The 16,559-nt window shown below is 64.2% G+C and carries 17 protein-coding genes; 6 read left to right on the top strand and 11 right to left on the bottom strand.

All coding sequences use genetic code 11. The annotated features are described in order from the left end of the window. Positions 1 to 65 precede the first annotated feature (65 nt). From PP1Y_RS06370 to sucC, 3 genes are all read right to left on the bottom strand, one after another. The gene (locus tag PP1Y_RS06370) at positions 66 to 995 is read right to left on the bottom strand and encodes an electron transfer flavoprotein subunit alpha/FixB family protein (RefSeq protein WP_013831506.1); all 930 of its coding nucleotides are present in this window, start codon (positions 993 to 995) and stop codon (positions 66 to 68) included. 2 nt (positions 996 to 997) lie between these two features. Continuing rightward, a complete protein-coding gene (locus PP1Y_RS06365; RefSeq protein ID WP_013831505.1) occupies positions 998 to 1,744 on the bottom strand; it encodes an electron transfer flavoprotein subunit beta/FixA family protein in 747 nt (248 codons plus the stop codon). Positions 1,745 to 1,980: 236 nt separating this feature from the next. Beyond that, the gene (gene sucC / locus PP1Y_RS06360) at positions 1,981 to 3,180 is read right to left on the bottom strand and encodes an ADP-forming succinate--CoA ligase subunit beta (RefSeq protein WP_013831504.1); all 1,200 of its coding nucleotides are present in this window, start codon (positions 3,178 to 3,180) and stop codon (positions 1,981 to 1,983) included. Between the two features lie 174 nt (positions 3,181 to 3,354). Here sucC and PP1Y_RS06355 point away from each other — a divergent pair, with 174 nt between their 5' ends. Then, positions 3,355 to 4,149 carry a 3'(2'),5'-bisphosphate nucleotidase CysQ gene (locus PP1Y_RS06355; RefSeq protein WP_013831503.1) on the top strand — a complete coding sequence of 265 codons (795 nt, stop codon included), beginning with the start codon at positions 3,355 to 3,357 and terminating at the stop codon, positions 4,147 to 4,149. A gap of 17 nt (positions 4,150 to 4,166) precedes the next feature. After that, the gene (locus PP1Y_RS06350) at positions 4,167 to 4,346 is read left to right on the top strand and encodes a hypothetical protein (RefSeq protein ID WP_041558631.1); all 180 of its coding nucleotides are present in this window, start codon (positions 4,167 to 4,169) and stop codon (positions 4,344 to 4,346) included. Between the two features lie 6 nt (positions 4,347 to 4,352). Here PP1Y_RS06350 and PP1Y_RS06345 read toward each other — a convergent pair whose 3' ends face one another. The 4 genes from PP1Y_RS06345 to PP1Y_RS06330 all read right to left on the bottom strand — a co-directional run bounded on the left by PP1Y_RS06345 (position 4,353) and on the right by PP1Y_RS06330 (position 7,432). Continuing rightward, a complete protein-coding gene (locus PP1Y_RS06345; protein ID WP_013831502.1) occupies positions 4,353 to 4,778 on the bottom strand; it encodes a 23S rRNA (pseudouridine(1915)-N(3))-methyltransferase RlmH in 426 nt (141 codons plus the stop codon). A 124-nt stretch (positions 4,779 to 4,902) separates the two neighbouring features. Further along, on the bottom strand, positions 4,903 to 5,301 hold the full coding sequence (rsfS, locus tag PP1Y_RS06340; protein WP_369799491.1) for a ribosome silencing factor: 399 nt from the start codon (positions 5,299 to 5,301) through the stop codon (positions 4,903 to 4,905). Positions 5,302 to 5,414: 113 nt separating this feature from the next. Then, on the bottom strand, positions 5,415 to 6,179 hold the full coding sequence (locus tag PP1Y_RS06335; RefSeq protein WP_013831501.1) for a nicotinate-nucleotide adenylyltransferase: 765 nt from the start codon (positions 6,177 to 6,179) through the stop codon (positions 5,415 to 5,417). Beyond that, positions 6,143 to 7,432: a glutamate-5-semialdehyde dehydrogenase gene (locus tag PP1Y_RS06330; RefSeq protein ID WP_013831500.1), complete on the bottom strand. Its 1,290-nt coding sequence runs from the start codon at positions 7,430 to 7,432 to the stop codon at positions 6,143 to 6,145. The genes PP1Y_RS06335 and PP1Y_RS06330 overlap by 37 nt, the downstream gene beginning before the upstream one ends. 294 nt (positions 7,433 to 7,726) lie before the next feature. Between PP1Y_RS06330 and PP1Y_RS06325 the strand changes: the two genes are divergently transcribed. Then, on the top strand, positions 7,727 to 8,875 hold the full coding sequence (locus PP1Y_RS06325; RefSeq protein ID WP_013831499.1) for a peptidoglycan DD-metalloendopeptidase family protein: 1,149 nt from the start codon (positions 7,727 to 7,729) through the stop codon (positions 8,873 to 8,875). 1 nt (position 8,876) lies between these two features. Further along, on the top strand, positions 8,877 to 9,287 hold the full coding sequence (locus PP1Y_RS06320; RefSeq protein ID WP_013831498.1) for a polymer-forming cytoskeletal protein: 411 nt from the start codon (positions 8,877 to 8,879) through the stop codon (positions 9,285 to 9,287). A 52-nt stretch (positions 9,288 to 9,339) separates the two neighbouring features. Here PP1Y_RS06320 and PP1Y_RS06315 read toward each other — a convergent pair whose 3' ends face one another. The 4 genes from PP1Y_RS06315 to PP1Y_RS06300 all read right to left on the bottom strand — a co-directional run bounded on the left by PP1Y_RS06315 (position 9,340) and on the right by PP1Y_RS06300 (position 13,734). After that, entirely contained in the window at positions 9,340 to 11,025 is a 1,686-nt protein-coding gene (locus PP1Y_RS06315; protein WP_013831497.1) for a long-chain fatty acid--CoA ligase, read from the bottom strand. 127 nt (positions 11,026 to 11,152) lie between these two features. Then, on the bottom strand, positions 11,153 to 11,854 hold the full coding sequence (locus PP1Y_RS06310; RefSeq protein ID WP_007012643.1) for a DUF1013 domain-containing protein: 702 nt from the start codon (positions 11,852 to 11,854) through the stop codon (positions 11,153 to 11,155). A 203-nt stretch (positions 11,855 to 12,057) separates the two neighbouring features. Next, positions 12,058 to 12,675 (bottom strand): glutathione S-transferase family protein, encoded by a 618-nt coding sequence (locus PP1Y_RS06305; RefSeq protein ID WP_013831496.1) that lies wholly within the window; start codon positions 12,673 to 12,675, stop codon positions 12,058 to 12,060. Positions 12,676 to 12,732: 57 nt separating this feature from the next. Continuing rightward, positions 12,733 to 13,734: an NAD(P)H-quinone oxidoreductase gene (locus PP1Y_RS06300; RefSeq protein ID WP_013831495.1), complete on the bottom strand. Its 1,002-nt coding sequence runs from the start codon at positions 13,732 to 13,734 to the stop codon at positions 12,733 to 12,735. A gap of 87 nt (positions 13,735 to 13,821) precedes the next feature. Between PP1Y_RS06300 and PP1Y_RS06295 the strand changes: the two genes are divergently transcribed. Beyond that, entirely contained in the window at positions 13,822 to 14,040 is a 219-nt protein-coding gene (locus PP1Y_RS06295; RefSeq protein ID WP_007012640.1) for a DUF1192 domain-containing protein, read from the top strand. Between the two features lie 125 nt (positions 14,041 to 14,165). Further along, positions 14,166 to 16,538, top strand: a complete 2,373-nt coding sequence (gene clpA / locus PP1Y_RS06290; RefSeq protein ID WP_013831494.1) for an ATP-dependent Clp protease ATP-binding subunit ClpA — start codon at positions 14,166 to 14,168, stop codon at positions 16,536 to 16,538. Positions 16,539 to 16,559: the final 21 nt, after the last annotated feature.

Genomic DNA, 16,559 nt, shown 5'->3' with positions numbered 1-16,559 from the left:
AGGCAAACAAAAACCCCGGAAGCGAGCCTTCCGGGGTTTCTGCAATCATTGCAGGAGGTAGGTTCTCACAGCTTTTCGGTGAGCTCCGGCACGGCCTTGAACAGGTCGGCAACGAGGCCGATGTCGGCGACCTGGAAGATCGGTGCATCCTCGTCCTTGTTGATGGCGATGATGGTCTTGGAATCCTTCATGCCGGCCAGGTGCTGGATTGCGCCCGAGATGCCGACGGCGATGTAGACTTCCGGCGCCACGATCTTGCCGGTCTGGCCGACCTGGTAGTCATTGGGCACGTAGCCGGCATCGACTGCAGCGCGCGAAGCACCCACGCCTGCGCCGAGCTTGTCGGCGAGCGGCATGATGTATTCCTCGAAAGTCGCCGCATCCTTGAGCGCGCGGCCACCCGAGACAATGATCTTCGCGCTGGTCAGTTCAGGACGTTCCGACTTTGCCAGCTCGGCGCCGACAAAGCTCGACAGACCCGCATCGCCAGGCCCGGCGACGTCTTCGATAGCAGCCGAACCGCCGGTGGCGTCGGCCTTCCCGAAGGCGGTACCGCGCACGGTGATGACCAGCTTGGCATCGGTGCTTTCGACCGTCGCAATCGCGTTGCCGGCATAGATCGGACGGGTGAAGGTCTTCTCGCCTTCGACCGAGAGGATGTCCGAAACCTGCATCACATCGAGCAGGGCGGCGACGCGCGGCGCCACATTCTTGCCGGTGGTGGTCGCCGGGGCGAGGAAGGCGTCGTGATCGGCCATGAGATCGGCGATCAGCGGCGCGATGTTCTCGGCGAGGCCATGCTCGTAGGCCGCATTGTCGGCGAGGTGGACCTTGCCCACGCCAGCGATCTGCGCGGCCGCTTCGGCGACGGCGCGGCAGCCCGAACCGACGACAAGGAGGTGGACTTCACCCAGCTTGGCAGCCGCGGTGACAGTGGCGAGCGTCGCATCCTTGAGCGACGCGTTGTCGTGTTCGACCCAAACAAGCGTCTTCATGATCAGGCGACTCCCATTTCCTTGAGCTTGGCAACCAGCGCATCGACGTCGGGCACCTTGATGCCCGCCTGGCGTACCGGCGGTTCGGAGACCTTGAGGGTCTTGAGCCGCGGAGCGATCTCGACGCCGTAGTCGGCCGGCGACTTGCTATCGAGCGGCTTCTTCTTCGCCTTCATGATGTTCGGCAGCGATGCGTAGCGCGGTTCGTTGAGGCGCAGGTCGGTGGTGACGATGGCCGGCATGGCAAGCCTCACGGTCTCCAGACCGCCGTCGACTTCACGGGTCACAGCCACGCTGTCGCCGTCGATCTCGACCTTGCTGGCGAAAGTGCCCTGCGGGCGGCCCAGCAGCGCAGCGAGCATCTGGCCGGTCTGATTGCTATCGTCGTCGATGGCCTGCTTGCCGAGGATGACGAGGCCGGGGTTCTCTTCAGCGACGATCGCTTTCAGGATCTTGGCAACGGCCAGCGGTTCGACTTCGGCGTCGGTTTCCACCAGGATCGCGCGGTCCGCACCCATGGCGAGCGCCGTGCGCAGCGTTTCCTGTGCCTTGGCCGGGCCGACCGAGACCGCAATGATCTCTTCGGCCTTGCCCGCTTCCTTGAGGCGGATGGCTTCCTCGACGGCGATTTCGTCGAAGGGGTTCATGCTCATCTTGACGTTGGCAAGATCAACGCCGGTGCCGTCGGACTTCACCCGCGGCTTTACGTTGTAGTCGATCACCCGCTTTACCGGGACGATGATTTTCATGCGATTCGGTCCTCTCTAAGGTCGGGACGGCAAATTTAACCGCGCAATTAAACTATACCGAGCCCGCTATTGCGCCCCCCGAACCTCGCGTCAAGCCCCTCGAAACGACAGAGGTTCGAGAGAACGTGAATGCGATGCCATTCAAGATGAGCCGGTAACGCCAGATGCAGAAACGGCGGGGGTCGCGAAACCCCCGCCGTCAAATCATTCGTCATGCGATAGTTCGCCGGGAACTATCAGGCGGCACTCTTCACTTCCGCGACGATCTTCTTGGCTGCATCGCCCAGGTCGTTGGCGGGGACGATCGGCAGGCCCGAGTTGGCCAGGATGTCCTTGCCCTGCTGGACGTTGGTGCCTTCGAGGCGAACCACGAGCGGCACGCCCAGGTTCACTTCCTTGGCCGCAGCGACGATGCCTTCCGCGATGACGTCGCACTTCATGATGCCGCCGAAGATGTTCACGAGGATGCCCTTCACGTTGGGGTCCTTGAGAATGATCTTGAATGCCGCAGTCACCTTCTCGGTGGTGGCGCCGCCGCCCACGTCGAGGAAGTTGGCCGGGAACGAGCCGTTGAGCTTGATGATGTCCATCGTCGCCATGGCAAGGCCCGCGCCGTTGACCATGCAGCCGATGTCGCCGTCGAGCTTGATGTAGGCGAGGTCGTACTTGCTCGCTTCGATCTCGGCCGGGTCTTCTTCGGTCTCGTCGCGCAGGGCGAAGACGTCGGGGTGACGGTAAAGGGCGTTCGAGTCGAAGCTCATCTTGGTGTCGAGGACGAGCAGCTGGCCGTCCTTGGTTTCGACCAGCGGATTGATCTCGAGCATGTCGCAATCGAGCGCCATGAAGGCCTCGTAGATCTGCTTGGCGATCTTCTGGGCCTGCTTGTTGAGGTCACCGTCCAGCTTGAGCGCATAGGCTACCGCGCGGCCGTGGTGCGGCTGGAAGCCTTCGGCGGGGTCGATCGTGACGGTGGTGATCTTTTCGGGAGTCGAGTGCGCGACTTCCTCGATGTCCATGCCGCCTTCGGTCGAGGCGATCATCGCGACGCGGCCCGAGGCACGGTCGACGAGCATCGAGAAGTAGTATTCCTTGGCGATGTCGACGCCGTCGGTCACGTAGAGACGGTTGACCTGCTTGCCAGCTTCACCGGTCTGCACGGTGACGAGGGTGTTGCCGAGCATTTCCTTGGCGAAGGCTTCGACTTCCTCGATCGACTTGGCAAGGCGAACGCCGCCCTTCGCGTCGGGGCCGAGTTCCTTGAACTTGCCCTTGCCGCGCCCACCGGCGTGGATCTGGGCCTTCACGACATAAAGCGGACCAGGCAGCTGCTTGGCGGCGGCAACCGCTTCTTCGACCGTGAGAGCGGCGATGCCGGCGGGAATGCCCACGCCATACTTCGCAAGCAGTTCCTTCGCCTGATATTCGTGAATGTTCATATGAAGAATCGCTTTCTGCTGGAGTGTCCTAGGGAAGGCGCGGGGAGCCCCGTATTTTGCCGGGCCGCATAAGCACATCCCTGCGCGCTTGAAAAGTCCCGATCCCTGCGCAATTTCATAGGTGGGACGCAACACACTCGGGAAACATGATTCCCGCCAACCGATTGCTTGACGATGATTGACCGCAGCAAACTCGAATCGATCGTGCGTGAGGCAGGACGCCTCGCCCTGGCCGGCTGGCCGGGTGACGGGCATGCGCTCAAGCACTGGGAAAAGACGCCGGGAAGTCCGGTCTGCGACGCCGATTTGGCGGTCGACGCCTTTCTCAAGAAGGAGTTATCTGCCCTGCTCCCGTCCGCTGGATGGCTCTCCGAGGAAACGGCGGACGCGCCCGATCGCCTGCAGGACCAGCTGGTGTGGCTGGTCGATCCGATCGACGGAACGCGCGATTTCATCGCCGGACGTACCGGCTGGGCCGTCTCGGTCGCGCTCGTCAACACGCGCCGTCCGCTCTTCGGCTATCTCTACGCCCCTGCCCGCCGCCGCGATGAAGGCGGCGAGTTCTGGCATGCCGAAGCCGGCAAGGGCAGCTGGCGCAACGGCACGCGACTCGCCGCAAGCGAGCGCGATTCCCTTCCCGGCGCACGGGTTCCGGCCAAGAAGCTGGCCTGCGAAGACGCCGATCTGACGCTCGTAGAACAGCCCAACTCGATCGCCCTGCGCATGGCCATGGTTGCCGCTGACGAGGCCGATCTGCTCGCCTCGCTGCGCTGGGGCTACGAATGGGACATCGCCGCCGCCGGTCTCATCGCCCGCGAGGCCGGCGCGACGGTCACCGACGCTTTCGGCAAGGCGCTCAATTACAACAAGCACGACCCGCGCGCTTTCGGCGTGCTCGTCACCTCGTCTGCGATTCACCGCGATGCCGTGTCCCGCCTCGCGGATCGCGCCCGGCGGTTTTCGGCCTGAGGCGCCATAGCCGGCTTATGTTCGCTATCGGCTGCCTGCTGCCCGTCCTGCTGTTCGTTGCCGGCGCCATTCTCGGGGCCATGCTCGGAGGCAACACCGGCTCCATCTGGGGCGCGGCAATCGGCTTTTCGCTTGGGCTGACGGTCCCGATTGTCTTCCTGCTCATCGCCCGCAAGGGGCACAAACGCAGGGGCTGATGGTCCTCACCCCGAGCGGTGATAGGGGTGCCCGGCAAGAATCGCGGTCGCCCGCCAGAGCTGTTCGGCCAGCATCGCCCGGGCCATGAGATGCGGCCAGGTCATCTTGCCGAAGCACAGCAAGTGGTCCGCCCGGGCCCTCGCCTCGTCGCCATGCCCGTCTGCGGCGCCGATCAGGAAACGGCATTCCCGCACGCCTTCGTCACGCCATCGACCGAGCAGCGCGGCAAATTCTTCGGACGACATCGCCTTGCCCCGCTCGTCGAGCAGAACCTCGCGCACGGGAGTCTGCACCGGGGGCGGAACCTTGCCGCCGGTGTCGGGCAATTCGCTGTGCTTGAAAGGCCAGGTGATCCGCTTGGCATAGCGATCGAGCAGCTCGGCTTCCGGCGAGCGGGCGATCTTGCCGCGGGCGATGATATGCAAAAGCATGGCGTCGGCGCGCCCTGTCCCAAGGGACGTTGGCGCGTCTCAAGTTCCTTTCGCGAGCCCGGCCGGTTGTTCTTACGGGCCGGGTCTATCCTCTCAGACCGTCTTCAACGGACCGAATCGACCCTCAAGCCGCACCCGAGGGACCATCGAAGCCCCACATCCGTTCGAGGTTGTAGAAGCTGCGAACTTCCGGACGGAAGAGATGGACGATCACGCCGCCCGCGTCGACAAGTACCCAGTCGGCTGCCGGCAGGCCCTCGACGCGAGGATTGCCGAAGCCGCCCTGTTTGAGGCGTTCGCCGAGTTTCTGGGCCATCGCGGCCACTTGTCTCGTCGACCGGCCGGAAGCGATCACCATGTAGTCGGCGATGCTCGACTTGCCTTCGAGATCGATCGTAACAAGGTCCTGCGCCTGGTCGTCATCCAGAGACTGCAGGACCAAGGCCAATTGCGGGTCGTCGCTGTCGACCATGGCCGGGGGCGTTGCGCCGGTTGTAGCCGGCTGTATCTGTGCCTGTGGCATCTAGTTCGGTACTGCTCCTTTCAATGACCGTCCCGGCGCGATGGCAAACATCCCGCCGCAGACAATCAGGTTTTCGAGGGGATGGATTCGCAGCAGAAAAGGGCAATGCCCAGTCACGCTGCATCTCCGGGAATCGGGCGGTGCGTGACACCGTCCCGATAGCGACCGTTGCGCGAAAGTCCGTTCGACGGCTTCCGGGCCCAGTCCGGATCGGCCCGGCGTATCGCCGTTGCCGACCGCGTATCGGGGTCGAATCGCAATGTCACCAGCGCAGGCGCGCTCCACCTTTCCGGACCTCTGAGACTGGATTGGGGTCTCCGGAACTTCCCCAGCCAGGCCATCGCGGGGCTCGCGAAGGCGGGGCCATCATACCCCGGACGCGCAATTACCGCAATCGGCATGAGTCGTGCGAGATTGCGCCAGTCCTTCCAGCGGTGCAGCTGGGCGAGATTGTCGGCACCCATGAGCCAGACGAACCGGCGTTTCGGATAGCGCTGGAGCAGCTTGCGGAGCGAGTCGACGGTGTAGCGAGTCCCCAGTTCCCGCTCGATCGCGGTCACGCGGATTCGCGATCTGCGCGCCTGCCGCCGTGCCGAGGCGACACGCGCCGCCAGTGGCGCCATGCCCGCCGTCGGCTTGAGCGGATTGCCCGGAGAGACCAGCCACCAGACCTCGTCCAGCCCCAGCGCGTCCATTGCGAAGAGGCTGATGCGCCGATGACCGCCATGCGCGGGATTGAAACTGCCGCCCAGCAGACCGGTGACCGGCCCCCTGCGTCGCGCCAGGATTGCGCTGCTCAGGGCGGTCTCGCTCAGGTTCGTCTCATTCAGGGGCGTCGCACTCAGGGCCGGGCCTGCCCGGTCCCGCGCACCTGCCACTTGTAGGTCGTCAGCCCTTCGAGCGCGACCGGGCCGCGCGCATGGAGGCGGCCGGTGGCAATGCCGATCTCTGCGCCGAGACCGAACTCGCCGCCGTCGGCGAACTGGCTCGAGGCATTGACCATGACGATGGCGCTGTCAGCTTCAGTAAGGAACCGCTCGGCCACCTCCTCGTCGGCCGTGATGATCGCGTCGGTATGATGCGAGGAATGCGCCGCGATGTGATCGAGCGCAGCATCGAGGCCGTCGACGACGGCAACCGAGAGCACCGCGTCGAGATACTCGGTATCCCAGTCTTCCTCGGTCGCGGGCAGGATCCGCGGATCGAGCGCGCGCGCGCGCGCATCGCCGCGCAGTTCGCAGCCGGAATCGAGCAATGACGTCACGACGTCGCGCGAACCGGGGAACTGCGTATCGAGCAGCAGGGTCTCCATCGCCCCGCAGATACCGGTCCGCCGCATCTTGGCGTTGAGCGCGACGCTGCGGGCCATTTCCGGATCGGCAGCGGCGTGGACGTACGTGTGGCAGATGCCGTCGAGGTGGGCGAGCACCGGCACGTGGGCGTCGGCCTGGACCCGCGCGACGAGGCTCTTGCCCCCGCGCGGCACGATCATGTCGATCAGGCCGGCCGCGGTCAGCATGGCACCGACGACCGCTCGGTCCTGCGTCGGTACGAGTTGGATCGCCGCCGCAGGTATGCCGACACTCTCCAGCCCCTTGGCCATCGCGGCCTGGATCGCTCGGTTGGAATGGAGCGCCTCGCTGCCGCCGCGCAGCAGCACGGCATTGCCGGAGCGCAGGCACAGGGCCGCGGCATCGGCGGTCACGTTGGGACGGCTTTCGTAGATGATACCGATCAGGCCGATCGGGATACGCACGCGGCTGAGCTGCAGGCCGTTGGGCCGCTCGGTCCGCTCGATGACCTGCCCGACGGGATCGGGCAAGGCGGCGACCTGCTCGAGGCCATGGGCAATGCCTTCGAGACGCGCCGGGTCGAGACGCAGGCGATCGAGCAGGGCACCGGTCAGGCCCTTGGCTTCCCCGGCGGCGATATCGAGAGCGTTTGCCTCGAGGATTGGCTCTTCCGCTTCCCGCAGAGCTGCAGCCGCGGCGCGCAGGGCCTCGGCCTTCCTGGCATCGCTGAGCCGGGCAAGGACGCGCTGGGCAGCGCGGCCGTCACGGGCAATGCGCGCAACAAGCATTTCGGGCGATTCGGTATCGGTCGTACCGGCTATCGTGGTCTCTACGGTCATGGGCGCGAACTAGCACCGAAGCGGCCGCCTGTCACCGATCCGGATTACTAACCAGATCGGTGCGACTCGGATCAGTGGTTAACCGATTGCGGAAACAGCGCAACCATTCTTGACAAGAACCGCGCAATTGAGGGCGAAGGACCAAAGGTGGGTTCCATCAAGTCATCGCACCGAACGCTCGACTCACCCCGATTCCGCAGCCCTTTAAGGCCAGTCGATTCGCATTTTGACCCCTCCCCTGCTACCTGCCGGCACCGGGACTGGGAAAACAATAGTTTAGCGAGCGGGGTCGTCTTGAACTTCACATCAGCCGGGGCGTGGCTTTCGCGCCTCAGGGCCAAATTTCCGGATCGCGAGTTTATCATGCGGTCTGACGGACAGGTCCGTTTTATCCGCATTTCCTCCGCAATGCAGCTCAGCGCTGTGGGCGGCGCAGTGTTGCTGGCAACGGCCTGGTGCGGCTCGATGGGCGCAGTGGCGTTCGAACGCTGGTCCGCGACGAGCGAGCAGGCGCAACTGCTCGACCGCGAAGCCAAGGTCGCCACGGCCGAGAACCGAGTCGCGAAGTATCGCGACGGCATCGATGAAGTGACCTCCGACCTTTCGCGCCGCCAGAAGTTCATCGAACAGATGGTCGAAGCGCACATCGGCGACCTGCCCGAAGACGCCAAAGACAAAGCCGATGGCGAAACCGTTTCCGACAGCACGCAGGAAACCGCGAAGGCCGTCTCCAAGGTCAGCGCCGTCCTGCCCGAGGCTTCGCAACTGGCTGATATCGAAGCCGAGCAGCTTGCCTTCGTCGAACGCCTGACCCGTTATGCCGACCGCCGCGCCGAATCGGCCTCCAAGGCCATTCGCAAGCTCGGTCTCAATCCCAACACGATCATCGCCGGCTCGCGCCGCGCCGAAGGTGGTCCGCTGCTGCGCCTCGCCACCGGCAAGGACGGATCGCTGGACCCGCGCTTCAAACGCCTGGGCGTCAGCCTTGCCCGCATGGACGCGCTGGAAAACGGCCTTGCATCCATCCCGCAGGTGAAGCCGGCCAAGGTCGCCTATGTTTCGTCGAGCTATGGCTACCGCTCCGACCCGTTCACCGGCGGTGCAGCGTTCCACGCCGGCCTCGACTTCCCCGGCCCGAAGGGATCGCCGATCTACGCCGCTGCCAAGGGCAAGATCACCTTCGTCGGTCGCCGCCAGGGCTACGGCAACTGCATCGAAATCAGCCACGGCAATGGCCTGATGACCCGCTACGGCCACCTTTCGGCCTTCAAGGCCAAGGTTGGCCAGAAGGTCGATGCCGGCACCGTCATCGCCGCCATGGGCAGCACCGGTCGCTCGACCGGATCGCACCTCCACTTCGAAGTCCGTGTCAACGGCCGGCCGGTCAATCCGCGCCCGTTCCTCGAGGCTGCCACCAATGTTCAGCAAGAAGCCCGCTCATAATATGGCCAAGTCGAATGCAGGCCCGCGTCCGTCGAACGGTTCGACGTTCTCGATGCTGGGCACCGACACCAGTATCGTCGGTAATGTCGAGGCTTCGGCGGACCTGCACATCGACGGTCGGATCGAAGGCGACATCATCTGCAATGCCCTGGTTCAGGGCGAGGCTAGTGAAATCGTCGGCGCCGTGAAAGCGGAAACGGTCCGCATCGCCGGTACCGTACGCGGGACCATCGCCGCACGCGAGGTCGTCATTCTCAGGACCGCGAAGATCGATGGTGACGTGGCCTACGATGTCCTCACCATCGAGCAGGGCGCCCGCCTCGATGGCCGCCTGAGCCCGAGCGGCGGCCACATGCCCCCCGCTTTCGGCTCTGCCGACGAAGCGCAAGTCGCGCTCGAAGCGGCCGAATAACCGCAATTCCATTATGTGAGGCAGGCCGCTCCAACACGAGCGCCTGCCCTTTCTATTGGCCCATCACCTCGGCACGCAGCGCCTTGCGGTCGAGTTTGCCGACCATCGTCTTGGGCAGCGAATCGCGCAGCACCACCTTGTCGACGCGCTCATGCTTGCCGACCCGCTCGTTGAGCCAGGCGGCGATGTCTTCGGCACTTGCAGCCTCACCCCTTTCGGGGACCACATAGGCGCGCGGGACTTCGCCGTGATAATCGTCGGGCACACCCAGCACCATGGCCTCGCGCACGGCTGGGTTGGCGAGGAGGACTTCCTCCACCTGGCTGGGAAAGACCTTGAAGCCGCCGACGGCGATCATGTCCTTGCTGCGGTCGATCAGGTGAACGTAGCCATCCTCATCGATCGTCGCGATGTCACCGGTGCGCAGCCAGCGCTTGCCGTCCAGTTCGACGAAAACCCCGGCCGCAGCCTCCGGTCGGTTCCAGTAGCCGATCATGACCTGCGGTCCGTCGATCGCCAGTTCGCCCGGCTCGCCTGGGGCTGCCGCTCGCGTGGGATCGTCCTTGTCGAGCAGCCGCAGGTCCGTGCCGGGCATGGGGTGGCCGATGGTTCCCGGTCGTTCCGGCCCGTCGAAAGGATTGCTGGCGACAACCCCGGCGGCCTCGGTCAACCCGTAGCCTTCGACAAGGGTCGCACCGCTCGCCCGCTCAAAGCGCGCCTTGACCGGAGCCGGAAGCGGCGCCCCCCCGGAAATGCAGGTAAACAGGCTGGAGAAATCGGTGCGGGCCATGTCCGGGTGGTCGAGCAGCGCCTGGTACATCGTCGGCACGCCCGGCATCGCCGTCGCCCTGACCCGCTGCAGGGTCGCGAGGCATTGGCCGGCATCGAAGCGCGGCAGCATGGCGATGGTTCCGCCATCGTAGACCGTACGATTGAGCACCGTCGCATTGGCAAAGACATGGAAAAACGGAAGGACGCCCACGATCACGTCGCGTGCATGGGCGTGGGGATCGATTTCCTCGATCTGCCGGGCGTTCGCAGTCAGATTCTGGTGGGTGAGCATCGCGCCCTTGGGCGTTCCGGTCGTGCCCCCGGTATATTGCAGCATCGCCAGGTCGGTCATCGGGTCGATCTCGACCGGCGCGGGTTCGCCATGGTGCAGCAGGTCGGTGAATTCGAACACGCAGTCTTCGCGCGGGATTGCAGCGATGTCCTTGCGGCGTAACAGACGCAGGCCCAGGCTCTTCCAGAACGGCAGCATGCTGGAAAGACGGGCGACCACCAGCCATTCAAGCGCCGATTCGCGGTGCACCTTGCACGCCGTCGGCAGGAGAGCCGGAACGTCCAGCGTCACCAGCAGGCGCGTCCCGGAATCGGCAACTTGCGCCTCCAGTTCGGTAGCGGTGTACAGCGGCGAGAAGTTGACGACCGTGACGCCGGCCATGAAGGCGCCGAAATAGGCTGAAAGGTAACAGGGCACGTTGGGCAGGAAGAGCCCAATCCGATCGCCCTTGCCGAGGCCGAGCGACTGCAGCCCTCGGGCGAAGCGGCGGGCCTCCGCGTCGATCTGCCGATATGTGAATTCGCGACCGAGAAAGTCGGCGAGGACGCGTTCGCCATAAGCGGCGACGCTGGCGGCAAACATCTGCGGCATCGCAAGCGGGGCGAAGTCCTGTTGCCAGTCGCACGGGTGCGCGTAGCGTTCCTGCCAGACCTTGGGGCCGATCCTCTCATCCATGATCGGAGTGTGAAGCGTCGCCGGTCCCGCGACAAGGGCACTTCAGGCTATGCAAACGAATGCAGCGGGGACGACCGGCCAGTCATCCCCGCTGCTCGTATTCTCATCCCCTTGGGGAGAACTGGGCTTATTCGCCGTTTTCCGCTTCGGCGGCGCGCTTGGCCTCGAGCCAAGCGGCGGCTTCGGCTTCCTGCGCAGCTTCGCTGGCGGCCTTGGTGGCGGCCTCGCGCTCGGCGCGAAGTTCCTCGATCAGCGCCTCGCGATCGTCGACCAGACGCTCGTCGCCGGCGACCTCTTCCTCAATGCCGGCCTTCTTGGCCGCCTTGGCTACAATCGCGTCAAGCTCTCGCTGCGAGCACAGGCCCAGCGTGACCGGGTCCTTCGGCGTGATGTTGGCGATGTTCCAGTGCGAACGGTCGCGGATCGCGGCGATGGTGTTGCGCGTCGTGCCGATCAGCTTGCCGATCTGCGCGTCCGACACCTCGGGATGATTGCGCAGGATCCAGGCGATACCGTCCGGCTTGTCCTGGCGCTTCGAAACCGGGGTGTAACGCGGGCCCTTGGTGCGGCTTACGGTGACGGGCACCTTATGCATCTTGAGCTTGTACTCAGGGTCCTGCTGACCCTTTTCGATCTCGTCCATGGTCAGCTCACCAGCGCGAACGGGGTCGCGCCCGGTGTACTTGCTGGAGGCCAGGTCATCGGCCATCGCCTGCACTTCGAGCATGTGCAGGCCGCAGAATTCAGCGATCTGCTCGAAAGTCAGGGCAGTATTATCGACCAGCCACGAGGCGGTCGCATGCGGCATGAGCGGTGTCGGCTGGCTCATTGTTCTGGATCTCCGACGAACTTTGGCAAGTAGCGCAAATAATAAGGGCCGCCCCTTCGCGGAGCGGCCGTTCCGGACCCGATTTAGGTGAAAGTTCCGGATTCGGCAAGCACGATGCCCGAGAATCGCGCATTCTCGGCTCAAGGCTTGCAAGCGGGGTCGGCAAGGCGGTCCGATCAAGCCGGCGTCGACCTTGTCAGAAGTTAATCCATCCGAACGTAACCGGGAAGCCCAGAGATGCGTTCGAGCCAACGGCAGATTGCCGGATAATCATGCAGGCGAAAGCCGCCTGCCTCGCAGACGTGGGTATAGGCATAGAGCGAAACGTCGGATAGACTCGCGCTGCTGCCGACAAACCAGTCGTGCACGCCGAGGTGCTGTTCCATCACCGAAAGGGCCGCCTCGCCCCCTGCCCGCTTCGCCATGATCTGGTCGCGCTGCATGGGTGTGAGATTGGCCTCGCCGACGAAGCAGAACCAGAAGCGCAGGGTCGCGAAATTGGGTTCGTGAGTATATTGCTCGAAGAACATCCAGCGCAGCATGTCAGCCCGTTCGAACCGGTCTGCGGGCACGAGGCTTGAGCCCTCGGCCAAGTACCAGCAGGCCGCATTGCTTTCCGGCAGGAACCTGTCGCCGATCTGGAGAACCGGAATCCGGCCATTGGCATTGACGTTCGACAGAAACTCCGGCGTGCGGGTTTCGCCGTTCATGATGTCGTAGAGGCGCCGCTCCAGCGGCACGCCGAGCATGGCCGCAGTAAGGCGGATCTTGTAGCAGTTGCCGCTGCGCGGATCCTCGTGAAGGATCAGATTACCGCTCAATCCCGCCTCCTTCCTGTCTACGAGAAACGGCGCTGCCCACTGCGCGATGTCATGACGTCACGCAGCGAGGACGATCTTCCCGATATGGTCTCCCGATTCCATGTGGGCATGTGCCTTGGCAGCTTGGGCCAGCGGAAACTGCCTGTCCATGATCGGCCGCAAGGACCCGTCAGCCACCAGCGACCAGACGTTCGACAGGATTTCCTGGGCCAGCAGCTCCTTGAACGTGTCGGACCGCGGCCGCAGCGTCGAACCCGTCAGGGTGTAGCGGTTGCGCATGACGAAACCCATGTTGATCTCGGCCTTGACCCCGCCCTGAACCGCAATGGTCACGTGCCGCCCGTCCGGGGCAAGGCACTTGAGATTGCGCGCGACATAATCGCCGGCAACCATGTCGAGCACGAGATTCACGCCCTTGCCGTCAGTGATCCGCGCGACCTCGGCGACGAAGTCCGACGCCTTGTAGTCGATCGCGTGATCGGCGCCGATCTTCAGCGCCTGTTCGCACTTTTCCGCCGATCCGCAGGTGACGATGACGGTCAGGCCGAAGAGCTTGCCGAGCATCGTCGCCATCGTGCCGATGCCGCTGGTCCCGCCATGGACCAGCAGGGTTTCCCCCTCGCAGGCGTATCCGCGCTCGAACACGTTGTGCCAGACGGTGAACAGAGTCTCGGGCAAGGCCGCGGCCTGGTCGAGCGGCAGGCTGGCCGGCACCGGCAGGCAGTGCCCGGCGCGGGCGATGCAGAACTCGGCATAGCCGCCGCCGGAAACGAGCGCGCAGACCCGGTCCCCCTCGCCGATTTCCACGACCCCTTCCCCGACCGCAACGACCGTGCCGGAAACCTCCAGGCCCGGAATCGGCGAGGCGCCCGGTGGCGGAGGATAATGTCCCTGCCGCTGCACGACATCGGGTCGGTTGACGCCTGCGAAGGCAACCTGGACGAGGACTTCTCCCGGGCCCGGAACAGGCACGGATAGCTCCTGCGGCTGCAGCACCTCGGGACCTCCCGGTTCGAGAAATCCCATGGCGGTCATGATCTTGGGCAGTTTAACTGACATGGCTGACTAGTTGGCACAGTCACTGGCCACAAGGAAACCACTTTGATGCATTGACATGGAGAAATTCCCGTCCGATGCTGCAGTGCAATGGACGATGATGATCGACCGCGGCGGCGGTCGTCCGGGGACAACCTCGGCGCTGCCAGCCTCCTCGCCAGCGAAAGCCTGGATCGCTATTCGCTGGACGAACTCGATGCACGTGTCGCGCTTCTCCACGAAGAGATCGACCGCATAAAGGCGCACCGCCAGAAAGCCTCGGCGCACATGCAGGCGGCCGAGTCCCTGTTCAGGCCAAGGACATCGTGATGGCGGCAGGTTCCCAACGTGAACCTCGCAAGCGCCCTGAGTGTTCCTATATGGAACCTGAAACCAGTTTTCGTCCAAAAACTCCCCTGCAAGGAGAGTCCCACTTCGCAATGAAAGTGTCCTAGATGCCCAGTTTCGCGCAAAGCCTAGAAAAGACCCTGCACTCCGCGCTGTCACACGCGTCCGAGCGGAGCCACGAATATGCGACTCTCGAGCACTTGCTGCTCGCGCTGATCGACGATCCGGACGCGGCCCAGGTCATGCAGGCTTGTGGCGTGGATCTCGGCGATCTGGGCGATGTCGTGCGGCAGTACCTCGACCAGGAATACCAGTCGCTGAAAACCGAGGAAAAGGGCGACCCGGCCCCGACCGCCGGGTTCCAGCGGGTGATCCAGCGCGCGATCCTGCACGTACAGTCGTCGGGCAAGGACACGGTGACAGGCGCCAACGTCCTTGTCGCACTTTTCTCAGAACGCGATTCCTACGCGGTCTATTTCCTGCAGCAGCAGGACATGAGCCGTCTCGACGCAGTCAGCTACATCAGCCACGGCATCGGCAAGGGCGGCAAGCGAATCGAGGACCGCAGCCCCAAGGGATCGGAGGAACAGACGCCGACTCCGGAGGAGAAGGCCGAGACCAAGGCCGCCAACAAGAAGGACTCCGCGCTCGACCAGTTCTGCGTCAACCTCAACGAGAAGGCGCTGGCGGGTAAGGTCGACCCGCTGATCGGGCGCGGCCCGGAAGTGGATCGCACGATCCAGATCCTGTGCCGCCGTTCCAAGAACAACCCGCTCTACGTGGGCGATCCCGGCGTCGGCAAGACCGCTATCGCGGAAGGCCTGGCGCGCAAGATCGTCGAAGGCGAAGTGCCTGAAGTCCTTTCCGAAGCGGTGATCTATTCGCTCGACATGGGCTCGCTGCTCGCCGGCACGCGCTATCGCGGCGACTTCGAGGAACGCCTCAAGCAGGTGGTCGCCGAGCTCGAAAAGATGCCGCACGCGATCCTGTTCATCGACGAGATCCACACGGTGATCGGCGCCGGCGCTACCAGCGGCGGCGCGATGGACGCCTCGAACCTGCTCAAGCCGGCACTTTCGGGCGGTACGATCCGCTGCATCGGTTCGACCACCTACAAGGAGTTCCGCAACCACTTCGAAAAGGACCGCGCACTGCTGCGCCGGTTCCAGAAGATCGATGTGAACGAGCCCACGGTCGAGGACACCGTCAAGATCCTCAAGGGCCTTCGCACGGCGTTCGAGGATCACCACGGCGTGCGCTACACGCCCGACGCGATCAAGACCGCGGTGGAGCTTTCGGCCCGCTACATCAATGACCGCAAGCTGCCCGACAAGGCGATCGACGTGATCGACGAAGTCGGCGCGATGCAGATGCTCGTGCCGCCCAGCCGCCGCAAGAAGACGATCACCGCCCGCGAGATCGAGCAGGTCATCGCAACGATGGCCCGCATCCCGCCCAAGTCGGTCTCTTCGGACGACAAGAAAGCGCTCGAGAATCTCGAGCGCGACCTGAAGCGCGTGGTGTTCGGCCAGGACAAGGCGATCGAAGTCCTGTCGACCGCCATGAAGCTGAGCCGCGCCGGCCTGCGCGATCCGGACAAGCCGATCGGTTCGTTCCTGTTCTCCGGCCCGACCGGCGTGGGCAAGACCGAAGTCGCCAAGCAGCTTGCCACGATCATGGGCATTCCGATGCAGCGCTTCGACATGTCCGAGTACATGGAGCGTCATTCGGTCAGTCGCCTGATCGGCGCGCCTCCGGGCTATGTCGGGTTCGACCAGGGCGGTCTGCTCACCGATGCCATCGACCAGCAGCCGCACTGCGTCCTGCTGCTCGACGAAATCGAGAAGGCCCACCCCGACCTGTTCAACATCCTCCTGCAGGTGATGGACAACGGCAAGCTGACCGACCACCACGGCAAGACCGTCGACTTCCGCAACGTCGTCCTGATCATGACGACCAATGCAGGCGCTTCGGACATGGCGAAGCAAGGCATCGGCTTCGGCGACACCTCCAAGGCCGACGCCGGCGAGGAAGCCGTAAAGCAGATGTTCAGCCCCGAGTTCCGCAACCGTCTCGATGCCATCGTGCCCTTTGCCTATCTGGCCAAGGAGACGATCAGCCGGGTCGTGGACAAGTTCATCCTCCAACTCGAACTGCAGCTGGCCGACCAGAACGTCCACATCCAGTTCGACTCCGATGCGCGCGAATGGCTCGGCCACCGCGGCTACGACCGCCTCTATGGTGCCCGCCCGATGGCACGGGTCATCCAGGAGCGGGTCAAGCAGCCGCTGGCGGAGGAGCTGCTCTTCGGCAAGCTCGCCCATGGCGGCGAGGTCCACGTCTCGGTGAAGGAAGATGCGCTCAACTTCGAGCTGACGCCTGCACCGCCGAAGGAAACGAAGTCCAGGAAGAAGAAGACACCTGCCAAGAAGCCGGTCCGCAAGACCGGGCCCCAGCCGGAAGAGAACACCGACGACTGAGGCCGCACGGCACAAGCGATA

The sequence above is a fragment of the Novosphingobium sp. PP1Y genome, assembly GCF_000253255.1.
Lineage (GTDB): Bacteria > Pseudomonadota > Alphaproteobacteria > Sphingomonadales > Sphingomonadaceae > Novosphingobium.
This window is presented reverse-complemented; position numbering and strand designations above follow the sequence as displayed.